The sequence below is a fragment of the Escherichia sp. TC-EC600-tetX4 genome, assembly GCF_019356055.1.
Taxonomy (GTDB): domain Bacteria; phylum Pseudomonadota; class Gammaproteobacteria; order Enterobacterales; family Enterobacteriaceae.
Genome location: NZ_CP079924.1, coordinates 2,972,303 through 2,989,016, shown reverse-complemented (window position 1 = coordinate 2,989,016; position 16,714 = coordinate 2,972,303). Strand labels below are relative to the sequence as shown.

The 16,714-nt window shown below is 51.8% G+C and carries 21 protein-coding genes; 13 read left to right on the top strand and 8 right to left on the bottom strand.

Annotated elements, in window-relative coordinates:
- The first annotated feature begins 22 nt into the window (after positions 1 to 22).
- Entirely contained in the window at positions 23 to 400 is a 378-nt protein-coding gene (locus tag KXD89_RS14550; RefSeq protein ID WP_000681108.1) for an inner membrane protein YbjM, read from the top strand.
- A 29-nt stretch (positions 401 to 429) separates the two neighbouring features.
- Here the strand turns inward: KXD89_RS14550 and grxA are convergent, their stop codons facing one another.
- Positions 430 to 687 carry a glutaredoxin 1 gene (grxA, locus tag KXD89_RS14545; protein WP_001195240.1) on the bottom strand — a complete coding sequence of 86 codons (258 nt, stop codon included), beginning with the start codon at positions 685 to 687 and terminating at the stop codon, positions 430 to 432.
- Between the two features lie 159 nt (positions 688 to 846).
- Between grxA and KXD89_RS14540 the strand changes: the two genes are divergently transcribed.
- The 10 genes from KXD89_RS14540 (at position 847) to rlmC (ending at position 9,579) form a co-directional block, all read left to right on the top strand.
- Complete coding sequence (locus KXD89_RS14540) at positions 847 to 1,134, top strand: DUF1418 family protein (RefSeq protein ID WP_001201560.1); 288 nt, start codon at positions 847 to 849, stop codon at positions 1,132 to 1,134.
- Positions 1,118 to 1,840: a nitroreductase NfsA gene (nfsA, locus tag KXD89_RS14535; RefSeq protein ID WP_000189159.1), complete on the top strand. Its 723-nt coding sequence runs from the start codon at positions 1,118 to 1,120 to the stop codon at positions 1,838 to 1,840. The genes KXD89_RS14540 and nfsA overlap by 17 nt, the downstream gene beginning before the upstream one ends.
- 60 nt (positions 1,841 to 1,900) lie before the next feature.
- Positions 1,901 to 2,803: a 30S ribosomal protein S6--L-glutamate ligase gene (gene rimK / locus KXD89_RS14530; protein ID WP_000684321.1), complete on the top strand. Its 903-nt coding sequence runs from the start codon at positions 1,901 to 1,903 to the stop codon at positions 2,801 to 2,803.
- An 87-nt stretch (positions 2,804 to 2,890) separates the two neighbouring features.
- Positions 2,891 to 3,367 (top strand): YbjN domain-containing protein, encoded by a 477-nt coding sequence (locus KXD89_RS14525; RefSeq protein WP_000203025.1) that lies wholly within the window; start codon positions 2,891 to 2,893, stop codon positions 3,365 to 3,367.
- A gap of 350 nt (positions 3,368 to 3,717) precedes the next feature.
- Positions 3,718 to 4,830 (top strand): spermidine/putrescine ABC transporter substrate-binding protein PotF, encoded by a 1,113-nt coding sequence (gene potF, locus KXD89_RS14520; protein ID WP_000126072.1) that lies wholly within the window; start codon positions 3,718 to 3,720, stop codon positions 4,828 to 4,830.
- Positions 4,831 to 4,924: 94 nt separating this feature from the next.
- Entirely contained in the window at positions 4,925 to 6,058 is a 1,134-nt protein-coding gene (potG, locus tag KXD89_RS14515) for a putrescine ABC transporter ATP-binding subunit PotG (RefSeq protein ID WP_000996005.1), read from the top strand.
- Positions 6,059 to 6,067: 9 nt separating this feature from the next.
- Positions 6,068 to 7,021, top strand: a complete 954-nt coding sequence (potH, locus tag KXD89_RS14510) for a putrescine ABC transporter permease PotH (protein ID WP_000105430.1) — start codon at positions 6,068 to 6,070, stop codon at positions 7,019 to 7,021.
- Positions 7,018 to 7,863, top strand: coding sequence for a putrescine ABC transporter permease PotI (potI, locus tag KXD89_RS14505; RefSeq protein WP_001061658.1), 846 nt, complete (start codon positions 7,018 to 7,020; stop codon positions 7,861 to 7,863). Before potH ends, potI begins: the two co-directional genes overlap by 4 nt.
- Before the next feature lie 59 nt (positions 7,864 to 7,922).
- Complete coding sequence (locus KXD89_RS14500; protein ID WP_000389260.1) at positions 7,923 to 8,411, top strand: YbjO family protein; 489 nt, start codon at positions 7,923 to 7,925, stop codon at positions 8,409 to 8,411.
- Between the two features lie 40 nt (positions 8,412 to 8,451).
- Complete coding sequence (gene rlmC, locus KXD89_RS14495) at positions 8,452 to 9,579, top strand: 23S rRNA (uracil(747)-C(5))-methyltransferase RlmC (protein WP_001149682.1); 1,128 nt, start codon at positions 8,452 to 8,454, stop codon at positions 9,577 to 9,579.
- A 198-nt stretch (positions 9,580 to 9,777) separates the two neighbouring features.
- Here the strand turns inward: rlmC and artJ are convergent, their stop codons facing one another.
- From artJ to KXD89_RS14465, 6 genes are all read right to left on the bottom strand, one after another.
- Complete coding sequence (artJ, locus tag KXD89_RS14490; RefSeq protein WP_001295339.1) at positions 9,778 to 10,509, bottom strand: arginine ABC transporter substrate-binding protein ArtJ; 732 nt, start codon at positions 10,507 to 10,509, stop codon at positions 9,778 to 9,780.
- Between the two features lie 290 nt (positions 10,510 to 10,799).
- On the bottom strand, positions 10,800 to 11,468 hold the full coding sequence (artM, locus tag KXD89_RS14485) for an arginine ABC transporter permease ArtM (RefSeq protein ID WP_000464491.1): 669 nt from the start codon (positions 11,466 to 11,468) through the stop codon (positions 10,800 to 10,802).
- Positions 11,468 to 12,184 (bottom strand): arginine ABC transporter permease ArtQ, encoded by a 717-nt coding sequence (artQ, locus tag KXD89_RS14480; protein ID WP_001001691.1) that lies wholly within the window; start codon positions 12,182 to 12,184, stop codon positions 11,468 to 11,470. Before artQ ends, artM begins: the two co-directional genes overlap by 1 nt.
- A 6-nt stretch (positions 12,185 to 12,190) precedes the next feature.
- Positions 12,191 to 12,922 carry an arginine ABC transporter substrate-binding protein ArtI gene (gene artI, locus KXD89_RS14475; RefSeq protein WP_000756569.1) on the bottom strand — a complete coding sequence of 244 codons (732 nt, stop codon included), beginning with the start codon at positions 12,920 to 12,922 and terminating at the stop codon, positions 12,191 to 12,193.
- A gap of 17 nt (positions 12,923 to 12,939) precedes the next feature.
- Complete coding sequence (gene artP / locus KXD89_RS14470; protein ID WP_000027205.1) at positions 12,940 to 13,668, bottom strand: arginine ABC transporter ATP-binding protein ArtP; 729 nt, start codon at positions 13,666 to 13,668, stop codon at positions 12,940 to 12,942.
- Positions 13,669 to 13,885: 217 nt separating this feature from the next.
- Positions 13,886 to 14,401, bottom strand: a complete 516-nt coding sequence (locus KXD89_RS14465) for a lipoprotein (protein ID WP_001270734.1) — start codon at positions 14,399 to 14,401, stop codon at positions 13,886 to 13,888.
- A gap of 125 nt (positions 14,402 to 14,526) precedes the next feature.
- Between KXD89_RS14465 and KXD89_RS14460 the strand changes: the two genes are divergently transcribed.
- A complete protein-coding gene (locus tag KXD89_RS14460) occupies positions 14,527 to 14,850 on the top strand; it encodes a heavy metal-binding domain-containing protein (RefSeq protein ID WP_001160737.1) in 324 nt (107 codons plus the stop codon).
- Positions 14,847 to 15,677: an N-acetylmuramoyl-L-alanine amidase AmiD gene (gene amiD, locus KXD89_RS14455; protein ID WP_001252135.1), complete on the top strand. Its 831-nt coding sequence runs from the start codon at positions 14,847 to 14,849 to the stop codon at positions 15,675 to 15,677. Before KXD89_RS14460 ends, amiD begins: the two co-directional genes overlap by 4 nt.
- Here the strand turns inward: amiD and KXD89_RS14450 are convergent.
- Entirely contained in the window at positions 15,674 to 16,687 is a 1,014-nt protein-coding gene (locus tag KXD89_RS14450; RefSeq protein ID WP_001338420.1) for an NAD(P)-dependent oxidoreductase, read from the bottom strand. The genes amiD and KXD89_RS14450 overlap by 4 nt on opposite strands.
- Positions 16,688 to 16,714: the final 27 nt, after the last annotated feature.

Sequence of the window (16,714 nt, the reverse complement as noted above, 5' to 3'; positions counted from 1 at the left end):
GACGCAGTGTCAGGAGGAACGAGTGAAACATAAACAACGTTGGGCGGGGGCAATCTGCTGTTTTGTCCTCTTCATTGTGGTGTGCCTTTTTCTGGCGACGCACATGAAAGGCGCTTTTCGGGCTGCCGGGCATCCTGAAATCGGCTTGCTATTTTTCATTCTTCCTGGAGCAGTCGCCAGCTTCTTTTCACAGCGTAGAGAAGTCCTGAAACCTCTGTTTGGCGCAATGCTGGCGGCACCCTGTTCGATGCTCATTATGCGGCTGTTTTTTTCACCGACGCGCTCATTCTGGCAAGAGCTGGCATGGTTACTAAGCGCGGTGTTCTGGTGTGCGCTGGGGGCACTGTGTTTCTTATTTATCAGTAGTTTGTTTAAACCACAGCACAGAAAAAATCAGTAAAGCCCTCAACGCGAGGGCTTGTCAGACGATCAGGCGTCCAGATTTTCTTTCACCCATGCAGCAAAATCGGTATAGCCGCCGATATGTTGCTGATCGACAAAAATCTGCGGCACGGTTTCTACGGGTTTACCTGCCTTTTGTTGTAGATCTTCTTTAGTGATCCCTTCCGCACGAATATCTACATACTGATACTGAAAATCATCGCGTTCATTGCTCAATTTCTCAGCCAGATCTTTTGCACGCACACAGTAAGGGCAACCCGAACGACCAAAAATAACGGTTTGCATTATTTCTCTCCTCATAGATTTATGCCTGTAATGATCACGCTAAAATGTATTCGCTGAAAGTAGGTTTAACCTGTTGCATTAATTGCTAAAAGCTATAACTGTTAAACACAATACAGTGAAAAGTTTTAGACTGAAGGCTCACTTTGCAGAGGGAAGCGTATGCGCGCGATCGGTAAATTGCCTAAAGGCGTGTTGATACTGGAATTTATCGGAATGATGCTACTGGCGGTGGCGCTGCTGTCGGTAAGCGACTCCCTGTCGCTGCCTGAGCCATTTTCTCGGCCAGAAGTGCAGATTCTGATGATTTTTCTCGGTGTTTTGCTCATGCTTCCCGCTGCGGTGGTGGTTATTCTTCAGGTGGCAAAACGTCTTGCCCCACAGCTGATGAACCGTCCACCGCAATATTCACGTTCAGAAAGAGAAAAAGATAATGACGCCAACCATTGAACTTATTTGTGGCCATCGCTCCATTCGCCATTTCACTGATGAACCCATTTCCGAAGCGCAGCGTGAGGCGATTATTAACAGCGCCCGTGCGACGTCCAGTTCCAGTTTTTTGCAGTGCAGTAGCATTATTCGCATTACCGACAAAGCGTTACGTGAAGAACTGGTGACGCTGACCGGCGGGCAAAAACACGTAGCGCAAGCGGCGGAGTTCTGGGTGTTCTGTGCCGACTTTAACCGCCATTTACAGATCTGTCCGGATGCTCAGCTCGGCCTGGCGGAACAACTGTTGCTCGGTGTCGTTGATACGGCAATGATGGCGCAGAATGCATTAATCGCAGCGGAATCGCTGGGATTGGGCGGGGTATATATCGGCGGCCTGCGCAATAATATTGAAGCGGTGACGAAACTGCTTAAATTACCGCAGCATGTTCTGCCGCTGTTTGGGCTGTGCCTTGGCTGGCCTGCGGATAATCCGGATCTTAAGCCGCGTTTACCGGCCTCCATTTTGGTGCATGAAAACAGCTATCAACCGCTGGATAAAGGCGCACTGGCGCAGTATGACGAGCAACTGGCGGAATATTACCTCACCCGTGGCAGCAATAATCGCCGGGATACCTGGAGCGATCATATCCGCCGAACAATCATTAAAGAAAGCCGCCCATTTATTCTGGATTATTTGCACAAACAGGGTTGGGCGACGCGCTAAAACCGCCACGTCGATGTATGATACGCGGGCTTTTGACCAGGTCTGACAGAGAGGTGCAGGGTGAAAATTGCCATATTGTCCCGGGATGGAACGCTCTATTCGTGTAAGCGGCTGCGTGAAGCCGCTATACAGCGCGGTCACCTGGTTGAAATTCTTGATCCGCTTTCTTGCTACATGAACATAAATCCTGCGGCGTCTTCTATTCACTACAAAGGCCGCAAGTTACCCCATTTTGACGCAGTGATCCCGCGTATTGGCACCGCCATTACCTTTTATGGGACGGCGGCACTGCGCCAGTTCGAGATGCTGGGGAGCTATCCGCTCAATGAGTCGGTCGCCATTGCCCGGGCGCGTGACAAATTGCGTTCCATGCAACTGCTGGCGCGTCAGGGCATCGACCTGCCTGTCACGGGCATTGCGCATTCGCCGGATGATACCAGCGATTTAATCGACATGGTCGGTGGTGCGCCGCTGGTGGTCAAGTTGGTTGAAGGCACGCAGGGAATTGGCGTCGTGCTGGCGGAGACGCGTCAGGCGGCGGAAAGCGTGATTGACGCTTTCCGCGGTCTGAACGCGCATATTCTGGTGCAGGAATATATCAAAGAGGCGCAAGGGTGCGATATCCGCTGTCTGGTTGTTGGCGATGAAGTGGTCGCTGCGATTGAACGGCGGGCGAAAGAGGGCGATTTTCGTTCCAATTTGCATCGTGGCGGCGCGGCAAGCGTCGCCAGTATCACACCACAGGAGCGTGAAATCGCGATAAAAGCCGCGCGAACGATGGCGCTGGACGTTGCTGGTGTGGATATTCTGCGTGCTAATCGCGGGCCGTTGGTGATGGAGGTGAATGCGTCGCCGGGGCTGGAAGGAATAGAAAAAACCACCGGTATCGACATCGCGGGTAAAATGATCCGCTGGATCGAACGCCACGCTACGACAGAATATTGCCTGAAAACGGGTGGTTAGTCGCAATCACATTACTGATCATGGTTTTGCCTGCGCTTTTTGCGTAAGCTGTGCCGGTCTTTTTATCGAAAGAGGTTGTACAAAATTATGACATCGCTGGTCGTTCCTGGTCTGGATACGCTGCGTCAATGGCTCGATGACCTGGGGATGAGTTTTTTTGAATGTGATAACTGTCAGGCTCTGCATCTGCCCCATATGCAGAATTTCGACGGTGTCTTTGATGCCAAAATCGATCTGATCGATAACACGATCCTGTTTTCTGCCATGGCGGAAGTCCGACCTTCAGCCGTATTGCCGCTGGCGGCGGATTTATCTGCCATCAATGCCAGTTCGCTGACCGTGAAAGCATTTCTTGATATGCAGGATGATAATCTGCCAAAGCTGGTGGTTTGCCAGTCTTTATCCGTTATGCAGGGCGTAACCTATGAGCAGTTTGCATGGTTCGTGCGTCAGAGCGAAGAGCAGATTTCGATGGTCATTCTTGAAGCTAATGCCCATCAACTGCTGTTACCGACTGATGATGAAGGGCAAAACAACGTTACCGAAAACTATTTCCTCCACTGATAACTCCTTTCGAGCACGCAGTCGCTGGTGCAGTGGCTGCGCGCTGCAAAATTATCTGCTGTTTTTAACCTTTTCTTAAAGATTATTTCACTTCTCTTGTGTCGATTTGGCTTTATCACATAGAGCAAATATGCATAAAAATTTGTTAAATACCGTTTTTTAATCCGAGCTATAGTCTCAAACCCTGGCTAAAGTTATTCTTGCGATGCTTTTATATAGCGAGCAGTGCTGGCCGGGAGAAAGTTCTCTTTTCTTACACCGCGCCGATAAAAAATATGCACGTTTATTGCATATCTTTCAGTGTGACAACTTTTGTTCGTTTGTTAACGAACTTTCAGAAGGAAAGAGATATGACCGCCTTAAATAAAAAATGGCTATCGGGTCTGGTTGCGGGTGCTCTGATGGCCGTCTCTGTCGGCACGCTCGCGGCTGAACAAAAAACACTCCACATTTATAACTGGTCTGATTATATCGCCCCGGACACGGTGGCCAATTTTGAAAAAGAAACCGGTATTAAAGTCGTCTACGATGTTTTCGACTCTAACGAAGTACTGGAAGGCAAATTAATGGCCGGGAGTACCGGCTTTGATCTGGTGGTTCCATCTGCCAGCTTTCTGGAGCGCCAGTTGACTGCGGGAGTTTTCCAGCCGCTGGACAAAAGCAAATTGCCGGAGTGGAAGAATCTCGACCCGGAACTGCTGAAGCTGGTCGCCAAACACGATCCCGACAATAAATTTGCTATGCCCTATATGTGGGCGACGACCGGGATTGGCTATAACGTTGATAAAGTTAAAGCGGTGCTGGGCGAAAACGCGCCCGTCGATAGCTGGGACTTGATCCTCAAACCTGAAAATCTGGAAAAACTGAAAAGCTGCGGTGTCTCTTTCCTGGATGCGCCAGAAGAAGTTTTTGCTACCGTGTTGAATTATCTCGGCAAAGATCCCAACAGCACTAAAGCGGATGATTACACCGGACCGGCAACAGATCTGCTGTTAAAGCTGCGCCCGAACATTCGTTATTTCCATTCATCTCAATACATTAACGACCTGGCAAACGGCGATATTTGCGTCGCTATCGGCTGGGCAGGTGATGTCTGGCAGGCGTCAAACCGCGCGAAGGAAGCGAAGAATGGCGTGAATGTCTCGTTCTCGATTCCAAAAGAAGGGGCGATGGCGTTCTTTGATGTATTCGCCATGCCTGCGGATGCCAAAAACAAAGACGAAGCCTATCAGTTCCTGAATTACCTGCTGCGCCCGGATGTAGTAGCGCATATTTCCGACCATGTGTTCTATGCCAACGCCAATAAAGCAGCCACGCCGCTGGTGAGTGCGGAAGTCCGTGAGAACCCAGGTATTTATCCGCCTGCGGATGTTCGTGCGAAGCTGTTCACTCTGAAAGTGCAGGATCCGAAAATCGACCGTGTGCGCACCCGCGCGTGGACCAAAGTGAAGAGCGGAAAATAATCCGCAGTCGTAGATGCCGGAGGGGCGCACCACACCCGCCGGCAATTCGCACCATTATGGTGCGCTTGCACACATTCAATGCCGGAGAGCAGCCGTGAATGACGCTATCCCTCGCCCGCAGGCGAAAACCCGTAAGGCGCTGACGCCGCTATTAGAAATCCGCAACCTGACCAAATCCTACGATGGTCAACATGCGGTGGATGATGTCAGCCTGACCATCTACAAAGGTGAAATCTTCGCGCTGCTGGGCGCATCCGGCTGTGGCAAGTCCACGCTGCTGCGTATGCTGGCAGGTTTCGAACAACCTTCTGCCGGACAGATAATGCTTGATGGCGTCGATTTGTCACAGGTTCCGCCTTACCTGCGCCCCATCAATATGATGTTTCAGTCTTACGCGCTGTTTCCGCATATGACCGTGGAACAGAACATCGCTTTTGGCCTGAAACAGGACAAACTACCGAAAGCGGAAATTGCCAGCCGGGTCAATGAGATGCTCGGCCTGGTGCATATGCAGGAGTTCGCCAAACGCAAACCGCATCAGCTTTCCGGTGGTCAGCGACAACGTGTGGCCCTGGCCCGAAGCCTTGCGAAGCGCCCGAAACTATTACTGCTCGATGAGCCGATGGGCGCGCTGGATAAAAAGCTGCGTGACAGGATGCAGCTTGAAGTGGTGGATATTCTGGAGCGCGTCGGTGTGACTTGTGTGATGGTCACCCACGATCAGGAAGAGGCGATGACCATGGCGGGGCGCATCGCCATTATGAATCGTGGGAAATTTGTCCAGATTGGCGAACCGGAAGAGATCTACGAGCATCCGACTACCCGCTATAGCGCCGAATTTATTGGCTCGGTAAACGTCTTTGAAGGCGTACTCAAAGAGCGTCAGGAAGATGGCCTGGTGCTTGATTCGCCGGGGCTGGTGCATCCACTGAAAGTCGACGCGGATGCCTCGGTGGTCGATAACGTGCCGGTACATGTGGCGCTGCGCCCGGAAAAAATCATGCTTTGCGAAGAGCCGCCCGCCAATGGTTGTAACTTCGCGGTGGGGGAGGTGATACACATTGCCTATCTCGGCGATCTTTCGGTGTATCACGTTCGTCTGAAAAGTGGGCAGATGATTAGCGCCCAGCTACAAAACGCCCATCGTCATCGTAAAGGGTTACCGACCTGGGGCGACGAAGTGCGTTTGTGCTGGGAAGTGGACAGCTGTGTGGTGCTGACGGTTTAAGGAGCAAAGATGAGTACACTTGAACCTGCTGCCCAGTCGAAACCGCCGGGCGGATTTAAGCTGTGGTTGTCGCAGCTGCAAATGAAGCATGGGCGCAAACTGGTCATTGCGTTGCCATATATCTGGTTGATCTTGCTGTTTCTGCTGCCATTTCTGATTGTCTTTAAAATAAGCCTGGCGGAGATGGCGCGCGCTATTCCACCTTATACCGAACTGATGGAGTGGGCTGACGGGCAACTGTCCATCACTCTTAATCTCGGTAATTTTCTGCAACTGACCGACGATCCGCTCTATTTCGATGCTTATCTCCAGTCGCTACAGGTGGCTGCGATTTCGACATTTTGCTGTTTACTGATCGGCTATCCGCTGGCGTGGGCGGTGGCGCACAGTAAGCCTTCGACCCGTAATATTTTATTACTACTGGTGATCCTGCCGTCGTGGACCTCGTTTCTGATCCGCGTTTATGCCTGGATGGGAATATTAAAAAACAACGGTGTGCTGAATAATTTTCTGCTGTGGCTGGGGGTTATCGATCAACCGCTGACCATTCTGCATACCAATCTGGCCGTTTATATCGGCATTGTTTACGCTTACGTGCCGTTTATGGTACTGCCGATTTATACCGCGTTGATTCGTATTGATTATTCGCTGGTGGAAGCAGCGCTGGATCTCGGTGCACGACCGCTGAAAACGTTCTTTACTGTGATCGTGCCGCTGACTAAAGGTGGGATTATTGCCGGATCGATGCTGGTGTTTATCCCGGCTGTGGGCGAGTTTGTGATCCCGGAACTGCTCGGTGGCCCGGACAGCATCATGATCGGGCGCGTGCTATGGCAAGAGTTTTTCAATAACCGCGACTGGCCGGTGGCCTCGGCGGTAGCGATCATCATGTTGCTGCTGCTAATTGTGCCGATAATGTGGTTCCACAAACACCAGCAAAAAAGCGTGGGAGAACACGGATGAATAATTTACCGGTAGTTCGTTCGCCCTGGCGGATTGTGATTTTGCTGCTGGGCTTTACCTTTCTCTACGCGCCAATGCTGATGCTGGTTATCTATTCGTTTAACAGCTCGAAGCTGGTGACGGTGTGGGCCGGCTGGTCAACGCGCTGGTATGGTGAGTTATTGCGCGATGACGCGATGATGAGTGCGGTTGGTTTAAGTCTGACAATTGCGGCCTGTGCGGCGACGGCGGCGGCGATCCTCGGAACTATTGCGGCGGTGGTGCTGGTGCGCTTTGGCAGGTTTCGCGGATCAAATGGCTTTGCCTTTATGATCACCGCGCCGCTGGTAATGCCAGATGTCATCACGGGCTTGTCGCTGTTGTTATTATTCGTCGCGCTTGCTCATGCCATTGGCTGGCCTGCGGACCGCGGTATGCTCACCATCTGGCTGGCGCATGTCACTTTTTGTACGGCTTATGTGGCGGTCGTTATTTCTTCAAGATTGCGGGAACTGGATCGCTCGATAGAAGAAGCAGCGATGGATCTCGGTGCGACGCCGCTGAAAGTGTTTTTCGTCATTACGCTACCGATGATCATGCCCGCGATCATTTCTGGCTGGTTACTGGCTTTTACTTTGTCGCTTGATGATCTGGTGATCGCCAGCTTTGTTTCCGGGCCGGGAGCCACCACGTTACCGATGCTGGTCTTTTCCAGCGTGCGGATGGGGGTGAATCCGGAAATCAACGCCCTGGCAACATTGATCCTCGGCGCGGTCGGAATTGTCGGATTTATCGCCTGGTATCTGATGGCTCGCGCAGAAAAACAGCGGATACGCGACATCCAGCGTGCAAGACGTGGCTGAAGACACTAAAATTTGCCAACCTGGCTACATAATGCCGCGCATGTCGCGGCATTGTTTTCATGGAAGACGAAACGTTGGGATTTTTTAAGAAAACATCTTCATCTCATGCTCGCCTGAATGTGCCTGCGCTGGTGCAGGTGGCGGCGCTCGCCATTATTATGATCCGTGGCCTCGACGTGCTGATGATTTTCAATACGCTGGGCGTGCGCGGTATTGGCGAGTTCATTCATCGCAGCGTACAAACCTGGAGTTTAACGCTGGTCTTTTTAAGCAGTCTGGTGCTGGTTTTCATTGAGATCTGGTGTGCGTTTTCACTGGTGAAAGGGCGTCGCTGGGCGCGCTGGCTATATCTGCTGACACAAATCACCGCCGCAAGTTACTTGTGGGCGGCTTCGCTGGGGTACGGTTATCCGGAGCTGTTCAGCATTCCCGGTGAATCAAAACGTGAAATCTTCCATAGCCTGATGCTGCAGAAGCTGCCGGATATGCTCATCCTGATGCTGCTGTTCGTTCCCTCGACCAGTCGGCGGTTCTTCCAGTTGCAATAATGTGTATAATCGTCGCCCCTGATGATGTGAAGGTCAATGTATGCAGTGCGCACTTTACGACGCGGGTCGCTGTCGTTCCTGTCAGTGGATAATGCAGCCGATTCCAGAGCAACTCTCCGCTAAAACCGCCGATCTTAAAAATCTGCTCGCCGACTTTCCGGTTGAGGAATGGTGCGCGCCGGTGTCAGGCCCGGAACAAGGGTTTCGTAATAAAGCCAAAATGGTGGTGAGTGGTAGCGTTGAAAAACCACTGCTCGGTATGCTGCATCGCGATGGCACACCAGAAGACCTTTGTGACTGCCCGCTTTATCCTGCCTCATTTGCGCCCGTTTTTGCGGCGCTAAAACCGTTTATCGCCCGAGCGGGGTTAACGCCCTACAACGTGGCGCGTAAGCGTGGCGAACTGAAATACATTCTGCTGACTGAAAGCCAGAGTGATGGAGGCATGATGCTGCGCTTTGTACTGCGTTCTGATACCAAGCTGGCGCAACTGCGTAAGGCGCTGCCGTGGTTACACGAACAACTACCGCAGCTGAAAGTTATTACCGTCAATATTCAGCCGGTACATATGGCGATTATGGAAGGGGAGACGGAGATCTACCTGACCGAACAACAGGCACTGGCGGAGCGTTTTAATGACGTACCGCTGTGGATCCGTCCGCAAAGTTTCTTCCAGACTAATCCGGCGGTCGCCAGCCAGTTGTACGCCACCGCGCGCGACTGGGTACGACAGCTGCCGGTTAAACATATGTGGGATCTGTTCTGCGGTGTGGGGGGCTTTGGTTTACACTGCGCGACGCCTGACATGCAGTTAACCGGGATCGAAATTGCATCAGAGGCCATTGCCTGTGCAAAGCAGTCAGCCGCTGAACTGGGCTTAACGCGTTTGCAATTTCAGGCGCTGGACTCCACTCAGTTTGCCACCGCTCAGGGGGATGTGCCGGAGCTGGTGCTGGTTAACCCGCCGCGCCGCGGCATTGGTAAACCGCTGTGTGATTATCTCTCAACGATGGCACCGCGTTTTATCATCTACTCCAGCTGTAACGCCCAAACTATGGCGAAAGATATCCGCGAACTGCCTGGGTTTCGTATTGAACGGGTGCAGCTTTTCGATATGTTCCCGCATACCGCGCACTATGAAGTGCTGACGCTGCTGGTGAAGCAATAAAAAAGCCGCATGTGCGGCTTCAGATTGCTGACAAAGTGCGCGTTGTTTATGCCGGATGCGGCGTAAACGCCTTATCCGGCCTACAAAAGCGTGCAAATTCAATACATTGCATGGGCCATGTAGGCCTGATAAGCGTAGCGCATCAGGCAATTTTACCTTTGTCATCAGTCTCAAGCCGCGGTTGCGGCTTTCTGAATCTTACTGTGGGAACCACTGGTCACTGATTTTTTGATAAGTACCGTCAGCTTTAATTGCTGCCAGCGCGTTATTCAGTTTTTCCAGCAGGGCTTTGTTATCCGGACGTACAGCGATGCCCAGGCCGGTGCCAAAATATTGCGGATCGGTCACTTTCTCAGTAGCAACACCAAGTTGTGGATTGGTTTTCAGCCATTCGTTTACCACCGCTGTGTCACCAAATACCCCATCAATACGACCATTTTTCAGATCGATAAAGGCATTCTGATAACTGTCATAAGAGACAGTTTTCACTTCCGGGTGCTGATCCTGAATATATTTCTGGTGCGTAGTACCGTTTTCCATCCCAATACGTTTGCCTTTCAGATCGGCAAACGTTTTGTAGGTATCTTTTTTGGCAATCACGACGGCTGAGTTTTCATAGTAGGGCGTGGTAAACGATACCTGTTTGCTACGCTCCGGGGTGATATCCATACCGGAGATTACGGCGTCATATTTTCTGAATTTCAGGGACGGGATCAGGCTGTCGAACGCGTGATTAGTAAAAGTACATTCTGCCTGCATTTGTTTGCACAAGGCTTTTGCCAGATCGATATCAAAGCCGACAATCTCATTATTAGCACCTATAGATTCAAAGGGTGGATAGGTGGCTGAAACGCCAAAATTGATTTTCTCTGCGGCAGAAGCACCGAAAGTAAAGGAAGCAAGTAAAGCGGCAAGAACTAACTTTTTCATGATGGAACTCCCGTCTGTCAATCTTATGATTTTTGGCCGTGTCTGCGGCATGGGATAACAATGCCATCAAGTGAATTTATATGCAATAAACATGATTAAATAATTTAAATGAAATAAAAAAGACGGACAACTTAGTGGGTTGTCCGTCTTCATTATAAGAATTTATGCACTATGTAGGCCGGATAAGGCGTCCCCGCCGCATCCGGCACAGGCACCGTGCTGATGTCTGATGCGACGCTGGCGCGTCTTATCAGACCTACAAAACCCCCCGGCGAATGTACGCAGCCACATTAATTTCGCCGTTCGAATGCCAGCGCTTTGCGCTCGATCAGACGCATCATCAGCGTCAGCAGGCCGTTAACGACCAGGTAAATAATCCCTGCCGCACCGAACACCATTACATCGTAGGTGCGTCCGTACAACAACTGGCTGTATCCCATCACTTCCATCAGCGTAATGGTGTATGCCAGAGAGGTACTTTTGAATACCAGCACCACTTCGTTGGAATAAGAAGAGAGCGAGCGTTTAAAGGCATACGGCAGCAGGATCGCCAGCGTATCTTTTTTGCTCATTCCCAGGGCGCTACAGGACTGCCACTGACCTTCCGGGATCGCACGAATTGCACCGTAAAACAGCTGCGTGGTATACGCCGCACTATTCAGCGACAACGCAATCAGCGCACATAACCACGGTTCTGACAACAAATGCCACAGTGCCGGATACTCCTGCAAAGTCGGAAACTGGCCCGGCCCGTAATAAATCAGGAAGATCTGCACCAGCAGCGGCGTACCGGTAAACAGCGTGATATAACCCCGCACCAGCCACACCAGCACCGGCGTTTTCAGCGTCAGGATGATGGTAAAAATCAATGCCAGAATCAGTGCCACAATCAGCGAGGCAACGGTTAGCGTCAGGCTGGTGTGTAGCCCTTTCATCAGTTCGGGTAAATACTCAAACATTAGCTGGGCCTCCGCTCAAAACGTGTCGCGCGCAGGTCAATGCGTTTGAGAATGTACTGACTGAGCAGGGTGATCACCAGGTAAATCGCCGCCGCCACAATGTACCAGGTAAATGGTTCCTGGGTACGAGTAGCGATGCTTTTTGTTTGCAGCATTAAATCATTCACACTAATCAAACTGACCAGCGCGGTATCTTTCAGCAGCACCAGCCACTGGTTACCGAGGCCAGGCAGCGCATGACGCCACATCTGCGGCATCACCAGACGGAAAAAGATAGCCGATTTCGACAGCCCCAGCGCCTGACCAGACTCCCACTGACCCACCGGCACCGCTTTCAACGCGCCCCGAAGCGTTTGCGAGGCATAGGCGGCATACAGCAGTGACAGAGCGATGACACCACAAAGGAACGGGCTAACGTCGAAGTTCTCAATGTCCATCTGCACTGGGATCTGCACGAACCCAAGATTGATAGTGAAGCCATCCGAAAGCGTCAGCAGCAGCTGCGAGGAGCCAAAATAGATAAACAGCACCACCAGAATTTCTGGCAGGCCACGCAGAATGGTTACCAGCGCTGAACCTGCCCACGCGACAGGACGCCATTTTGCCGACTCCCATACCGCAAAGAACATCGCCAGCGCCAGCCCGACAATCAATGCACAAACGGCAAGGCCGACGGTCATCCCGGCGGCGCTTGCTAAAGGAAAAAATTCATTCATCAGGAATTACTTCTGGAACCATTTGTTGTAGATGGTTTCGTAAGTGCCATCTTTCTTCACTTTTTCCAGCGCAGTGTTGAGTTTCTGCTGCAGCTCAGTGTTGCCCTGACGTACCGCGATGCCGAGGCCAGTGCCGAAGTAATCTTTATCGGTCACTTTGTCGCCCACCGCCGCCAGTTTCGGGTTATCTTTCAGCCACTCAGTGACCACTGCGGTGTCACCGAAGACGCCGTCGATACGCCCGTTTTGCAGATCCAGTTTTGCGTTCTGGTAGCTGTCATACGGAACGGTAGTGATTTCCGGGTGCTTATCCATAATGAATTTCTGGTGTGTCGTCCCGTTCTGTACGCCGACTTTTTTGCCTTTCAGCTGATCAACACTGGTGTATTTGCCTTGCTGACCCACAAACAGGGCAGAGTTGTCATAGTACGGGGTGGTAAACAGCACCTGCTTTTCACGCTCCGGAGTGATATCCATGCCCGCCATCACGGCTTCTACGCGACGGAATTTCAGGCTTGGGATCAGGCTGTCAAACGCCTGGTTAGAGAAAGTGCAGGTTGCATCAATCTCTTTACACAGCGCTTGTGCCAGGTCGACGTCAAAACCAACGATCTGGTTGTTTGCATCAATCGATTCAAACGGAGGATAGGAGGCTTCGGTAGCAAAACGAATGGTTTCGGCAGCTGTGGCGGAAAGACTAAAACCTGCAATTAACGCGGCAATCAGAACTTTTTTCATTGTTGTTATCCCGAATCTTAGTGAGAGAGATAGTTTTTAAATGCTTCGGTTTGCGGCTCGGTAAAGCAGCTCGCGTCGCCTTGTTCTACGATATGACCATTTTCCATATACACCACTCGGCTGGCGGTTTTACGCGCCACTTCAACTTCGTGGGTGACGATCACCTGGGTAATATTCGTTTCTGCCAGCTCACGAATGATGCTGACGATTTGTGCCGTAATTTCCGGGTCCAGTGCGGCGGTCGGTTCATCGAACAGCAGTACCTGCGGTTCCATCATCAACGCACGGGCAATAGCAACACGCTGCTGCTGACCACCAGAAAGATGCAGCGGGTAACGATCGCTATAAGGTTTGAGACGCAGACGTTCCAGCAGTTTTTCTGCACGGGCCAGCGCCTGATCTTTACTCAACCCCAGTACACGGCAGGGCGCTTCAATCAGGTTTTGCTGCACGGTCAGATGCGGCCACAGGTTGTATTGCTGAAACACCATGCCAACGTTACGACGCAAATCGCGAATCGCTTTGTCAGAGGGTGTTTTGGTGAAATCGAAATGGTTGCCTGCAATGTTGAGCGTACCGGAGCGCGGCATCTCAAGCAGATTGAGTACACGCAGCAGCGAGCTTTTACCCGCGCCGCTGGGGCCAAGTAACACCAGCGTTTCGCCCTGTGGGCAATCCAGCGTGATATCGAACAGCGCCTGATGCGCGCCGTAGAAGCAATTAATGCCGTTTAATTGAATACTCATTGACACTCGTATACTGGCAGTCTGATAGCTATTGAGGTCGAAGATAGTACCTTTGACAGAATAATTATGCAATATTTCTGCTTTAAAAGTTAAAAGCAAAGCGCATTATTCAATAAACATAGCACAAAATAACGGGGGCGGTGGTCGGCGAGCATAAATGTCGGCATTCCTCACGAAATGCCGGACAATTTACGGGGTTTATTGGTTGATCAAGGCGTTAGCGATTCTCGATGGACTGACGGAGCGTACCCGCCGTGGCATGAACGCTACCGCCTAAGTAACGCACATCGTCGATGACCCAACACTGGCCTTCCTGAATCATTAACACTTCATCCTGCCAACCCTGGTCACCCTGTTTGAGATCCACGCGCAATGGAATGTTACGGGCATCACGATTAGGGATAGTCGATGCACTGGCAACGTGGGCGCTATCTGGCAAGGTGGTTCGACTGGAGAATGGATCGTTGGTCAGTAGTTCCCGATGGTTATTATCCCGGGAGGCATCGCTAAGCAGTGTCGCCAGTTTGTCGCTCAGATAAGGGCGCAAGGCGGTGATGTCGTTGCTGCGGTGCAAAATGCGGTAGTCATAAAATTGCTGGGCCACGTTATCCGGGCCTCCTTCAACGCAAGGACCACTGCGTGTGCCGTTATCTTTATAAGCTGGAGTGACTGTGGTGCAGGCACTGAGGAGCAGTGCGCAGGGGATAAGCATTGTCAATTTGCTGTAGCGCATAATGATTTCCTTATAAGCGATCGCTCTGAAAGCGTTCTACGATAATAATGATATCCTTTCAATAATAGCGTATCAGTCTGATAATGCTTTTGAGATCGAAGGCTTAGCAAACAAGGAGATCGATCATGCAATTTTCTACAACCCCAACTCTGGAAGGCCAGACCATCGTTGAATATTGCGGTGTGGTGACCGGCGAAGCGATTTTAGGTGCCAATATTTTCCGTGATTTCTTTGCCGGTATCCGCGATATCGTTGGCGGACGTTCCGGTGCGTATGAAAAAGAACTGCGTAAAGCACGGGAGATCGCCTTTGAGGAATTAGGCTCCCAGGCGCGGGCGCTGGGGGCCGATGCCGTCGTCGGTATTGATATCGACTACGAAACGGTCGGGCAAAACGGCAGTATGCTGATGGTTAGCGTCAGCGGTACGGCGGTGAAAACGCGTCGATGAGAAGATTCTTCTGGCTGGTCGCTGCCGCTCTGTTATTGGCAGGGTGTGCAGGCGAAAAAGGCATTGTCGAGAAAGAGGGATATCAGCTTGATACCCGACGCCAGGCGCAGGCGGCGTATCCGCGCATTAAAGTGCTGGTGATCCACTACACCGCAGATGATTTTGATAGCTCGCTGGCGACACTGACCGATAAGCAGGTCAGCTCGCATTATCTGGTCCCTGCGGTACCACCGCGATACAACGGTAAACCGCGCATCTGGCAACTGGTGCCGGAACAAGAACTGGCCTGGCATGCGGGGATTAGCGCCTGGCGCGGGGCAACGCGCCTTAACGACACCTCTATTGGCATTGAGCTGGAAAACCGTGGCTGGCAAAAATCGGCCGGAGTGAAATATTTTGCCCCGTTTGAACCGGCACAGATTCAGGCGCTTATTCCACTGGCGAAAGATATTATTGCCCGTTATCACATCAAGCCGGAAAACGTAGTGGCACATGCGGATATCGCACCGCAGCGCAAAGACGATCCGGGGCCATTATTTCCCTGGCAGCAACTGGCGCAGCAGGGGATTGGTGCCTGGCCGGATGCGCAGCGGGTTAACTTTTACCTTGCCGGGCGCGCGCCGCACACACCGGTAGATACCGCGTCATTGCTGGAGCTTTTGGCGCGCTACGGTTATGACGTTAAACCTGATATGACACCGCGCGAGCAGCGGCGCGTGATTATGGCATTCCAGATGCATTTCCGCCCGACGTTATATAACGGCGAAGCGGATGCAGAAACTCAGGCGATTGCCGAAGCATTGCTGGAGAAATACGGGCAGGATTAGCGCGGCAGTTTTCCGTGGTCGCGTAGCCAGGCGGCAGTTTTCTCGATACCTTCATCCAGGGTGATGACCGGCTGATAACCTAACTCTTCCTGCGCACGCGTAATATCCAGCGTAAAGTCAAAATTCAACTTGGAGACGCCGTAGTGGGTCAGCGGCGGCTCTTTTGCTGACTTGCGGCCTAAACGCTCCATGCTGCGGGCGATCATATCCAGCATCGGGTAGGGGACGGAACGAATACGACAGTCAATATTCAACTCGTCGATCAGCTTCTGCACGATGCTGCGCAGTGTGCGATGCTCGCCGTTGGTGATGTTGTACACACGCCCGGAAGGTAGCTTATCGCAGGCTTCCTGGCTTGCCAGCCACATTGCGTGCACGGCATTTTCATAGTAGGTCATATCGACCAGCGCACTGCCGCCATGCGGTAACAGAATACTGCCGTAGTGGTGCATCATATGCGCCAGACGGGGAATAAAGACTTTATCGTGCGGTCCGAACAGACTTTGTGGGCGCAGAATAGTAAAGCGCGTTTGTGGATTCGCCTGCGAAAGCATATTGATCACTTCTTCGCTGGCTGCTTTGCTGCGGGCAAACTCGTTGGCGAAGCGGTGAGGGCGAAAATCTTCTTTAATATCGCGATGGTGGTGATAATCGAAGTACAGGGAGGGGGAAGAGATATGAATAAAGTTACGCACACCCCAGGCGACAGCCCATTCACCCAGGCGGCGAGTGGCGCGAACGTTAGCCAGATCGAAAGCCTGTTGTGTCCCCCAGGGTGAGGTAAAGCTGGAGCAGTGCCACAGCGTATCAATGCCCGCGAGCATCACTTTAGCTTGTGATGAAACCAGCTCGGTCAGATCCGCCGGAACAAACTCTGCGCCCATTTTTTCCAGCAATTTGCCCATTGCCTCGTTGCGACCGGTCGCTCGCACGCTGATGCCTTTCTGGCATAAAAACTCTACCGCGTTTCGACCTAAGCCGCTGGTGGCGCCGGTAACCAGTACCTTCATATCAATCCACTGTTGTTGAGAAAATAA